This is a genomic window from Methylibium sp. (genome assembly GCF_013817345.1).
In the GTDB taxonomy this organism is placed as follows: domain Bacteria; phylum Pseudomonadota; class Gammaproteobacteria; order Burkholderiales; family Burkholderiaceae_C; genus Methylibium.
This window is the reverse complement of sequence record NZ_JACDCW010000199.1, coordinates 1-2,614: the sequence shown is the minus strand read 5'-3', so window position 1 is coordinate 2,614 and position 2,614 is coordinate 1. Positions and strand designations below refer to the sequence as shown.

2 protein-coding genes and 2 tRNA genes are annotated in these 2,614 nt (G+C 65.4%); all 4 read left to right on the top strand.

The annotated features are described in order from the left end of the window. Positions 1-3 precede the first annotated feature (3 nt). The 4 genes from H0W40_RS19870 (at position 4) to H0W40_RS19855 (ending at position 2,569) form a co-directional block, all read left to right on the top strand. Positions 4-276: an HU family DNA-binding protein gene (locus H0W40_RS19870; RefSeq protein ID WP_292449648.1), complete on the top strand. Its 273-nt coding sequence runs from the start codon at positions 4-6 to the stop codon at positions 274-276. A gap of 8 nt (positions 277-284) precedes the next feature. Continuing rightward, positions 285-360, top strand: a tRNA-Val gene (locus H0W40_RS19865). Positions 361-531: 171 nt separating this feature from the next. Beyond that, positions 532-2,439 carry a SurA N-terminal domain-containing protein gene (locus tag H0W40_RS19860; protein WP_292449646.1) on the top strand — a complete coding sequence of 636 codons (1,908 nt, stop codon included), beginning with the start codon at positions 532-534 and terminating at the stop codon, positions 2,437-2,439. 54 nt (positions 2,440-2,493) lie between these two features. Beyond that, a tRNA-His gene (locus tag H0W40_RS19855) sits at positions 2,494-2,569 on the top strand. Positions 2,570-2,614 lie beyond the last annotated feature (45 nt).

The following is a 2,614-nucleotide window of genomic DNA, read 5'->3' as shown; positions in this document are numbered from 1 at the left end:
TTCGTGAACAAGACCGAACTGATCGAACACATTGCCAAGCAGGCCGACATCTCCAAGGCCGCGGCCACGCGCGCGCTCGAAGCCTTGATCGGCGGCGTGCGCACCACGCTCAAGAAGGGGGGCAGCGTGTCGCTCGTCGGCTTCGGTACCTTTGCAGTGACCAAACGGGCCGCGCGCAGCGGCCGCAACCCGCGCACCGGCGACTCGATCAAGATCAAGGCCGCGAAGGTGCCGAAGTTCCGGCCCGGCAAGGCGTTGAAGGAAGCGCTCAACTGATGGCGATCGGGTGCTTAGCTCAGTCGGTAGAGCGGCGCCCTTACAAGGCGTAGGTCGGCGGTTCGAGCCCGTCAGCACCCACCACGCATTTCCCGATCCCCTGGTCACCGACGCTGCCGAGCGCTTCGATAGAATCTCGGCCTTGTCAGGTGCACCGCAGACTGCGGCACCGACCGCCGGTCCCCAGCAAAGGCGAACCTCGGTTCGCCTTTGTCGCATGTGGCCACTGCCCACCGTTTTCTCCGAGGCCGTCCGATGTTCGAGTTGATCCGCAACAACACCAAGGCGTTGATGTTCGTGCTGGTGGTGTTGATCATTCCCTCCTTCGTATTCCTCGGCGTGGAGGGCTACAGCGGCTTTTCCGAAGGCAACGTCGAGGTGGCCGAGGTGGCAGGGCAGCCGATCACGCAGGCCCAGTGGGATGCGGCCCACCGCGCCCAGATCGAGCGCATGCGCTCCCAGGCGCCCGACATCGACGTCGGCTTGCTCGACACGCCGCAAATGAAGCAGCAAACGCTCGAAGGCCTGGTGCGCGAGCGCGTCGTGCGCGTCGCCGCCAGCGACTTGCACCTGGGCGTCAGCGACGAACGGCTGCAGCGGATTTTCGTGAACGACCCTCAGTTCGCCTTCCTGCGCAAGCCGGACGGCAGCATCGACACCGACCTGTTGAATGCGCAAGGCCTCAGCGCCGAGCAATTCGCGCAACAGCTGCGCCAGGACGTGGCCATGCGCCAAGTGCTGCTCGGCGTGTCCGACACCGCGCTCGGCGCCAGCACGCCGACCAGCACGGCGCTCGACGCGCTGCTGCAGCGGCGCGAGGTGCGCATCGCCCGCTTCGAAGCCAAGAACTATTTCGATCAGGTCAAGCCGACCGAGGCCGAGATCGCCGCCTACTACAACGATCCTGCGCGCGCCGATGCGTTCATGGCGCCCGAGAGCGCCAAGGTCGAGTACGTGGTGCTCGACCTCGACGCACTGGCGCAGGACATTGCGGTCAGCGAAGAGGAACTGCGCAAGTACTACGCCGAGAACGCCGGGCGCTTCAGCACGCCCGAGGAGCGCCGCGCGAGCCACATCCTCATCAAGGCGGGGCGCGAAGCGCCTGCCGCCGAGCGCGAGAAGGCCCGGGCCGAGGCCGCCGCGTTGCAAGCCGAGGCGAAGAAGAATCCCGATGGCTTCGCGGAGCTGGCGAAGAAGAACTCGGACGATCCCGGTTCGGCCGCGCAGGGCGGCGACCTCGACTTCTTCGCTCGCGGCGCGATGACCCAGCCCTTCGAGGAGGCCGCCTTCGCCATGAAGACTGGCGAGATCAGCGACGTGGTCGAGAGCGATTTCGGCTACCACGTGATCAAGCTCACCGGCGTGCGCGGTGGCGGCAAGAAGAGCTTCGAGGAAGCACGCGCGGAGATCGAAGCCGAGGTGAAGCAGCAGCTTGCGCAGCAGAAGTTCGCGGAGGCCGCGGAGACGTTCAGCAACGTGGTCTACGAGCAGTCCGACAGCCTCCAGCCAGCAGCCGAAAAACTCGGCTTGAAGGTGCGATCGGCCGAAGGCATCACACGCACGCCGGGCCAAGGGGCTGATGGCGCGCTTGCCAGCCAGAATTTTCTGACGGCGCTCTTCAGTGACGATGCGCTGCGCAACAAGCGCAACACCGAGGCGGTGGAGACCGGCCCGAACCAACTGACTTCGGGCCGCGTGGTCGAGCACACGCCGGCGCGCAAGTTGCCGCTCGATGCCGTCAAGGACCAGGTCCGCCAGCAACTCGTGGAAGAACGTTCAGCCGCGCTGGCGCGCAAGGAAGGCGAGGCGAAGCTTGCGGCCTGGAAGGGCGGCGCGCCGGCCGAAGCCTTCGAGCCGGCAATCACGGTCTCGCGCGAACAATCACGAACGTTGCCGCGCTCTCTCATCGAAGCCGTAATGTCAGCCCCGGCGAACTCGCTGCCAGCCTGGACCGGTGTGGACTTCGGCGACCAGGGCTATGCAGTGGTGCGCATCGACAAGCTGCTGCCGCGCGATCCTTCCCAAGAGGACCGACAACAGTTGCAGCAGCAGTATGCGCAGCTATGGGGTGCGGCCGAAGCCGAGGCGTATTACGCCGCGCTGCGCAAGCGCTACAAGGCAGAGGTCACGGGTCCGGGTACTGCGTCCGGCAACGTGCCGTAAGCGGTTTTCATGCCGGCGCCACGGATCGTGCGTGGCTATAATCTTTCCCCTGTGGTGGCTGTAGCTCAGTTGGTAGAGTCCAGGATTGTGATTCCTGTTGTCGTGGGTTCGAGCCCCATCAGCCACCCCACCCGAAGCCGTTGATCTCCAACGGCTTTTTTCATGCCCGCTCGGC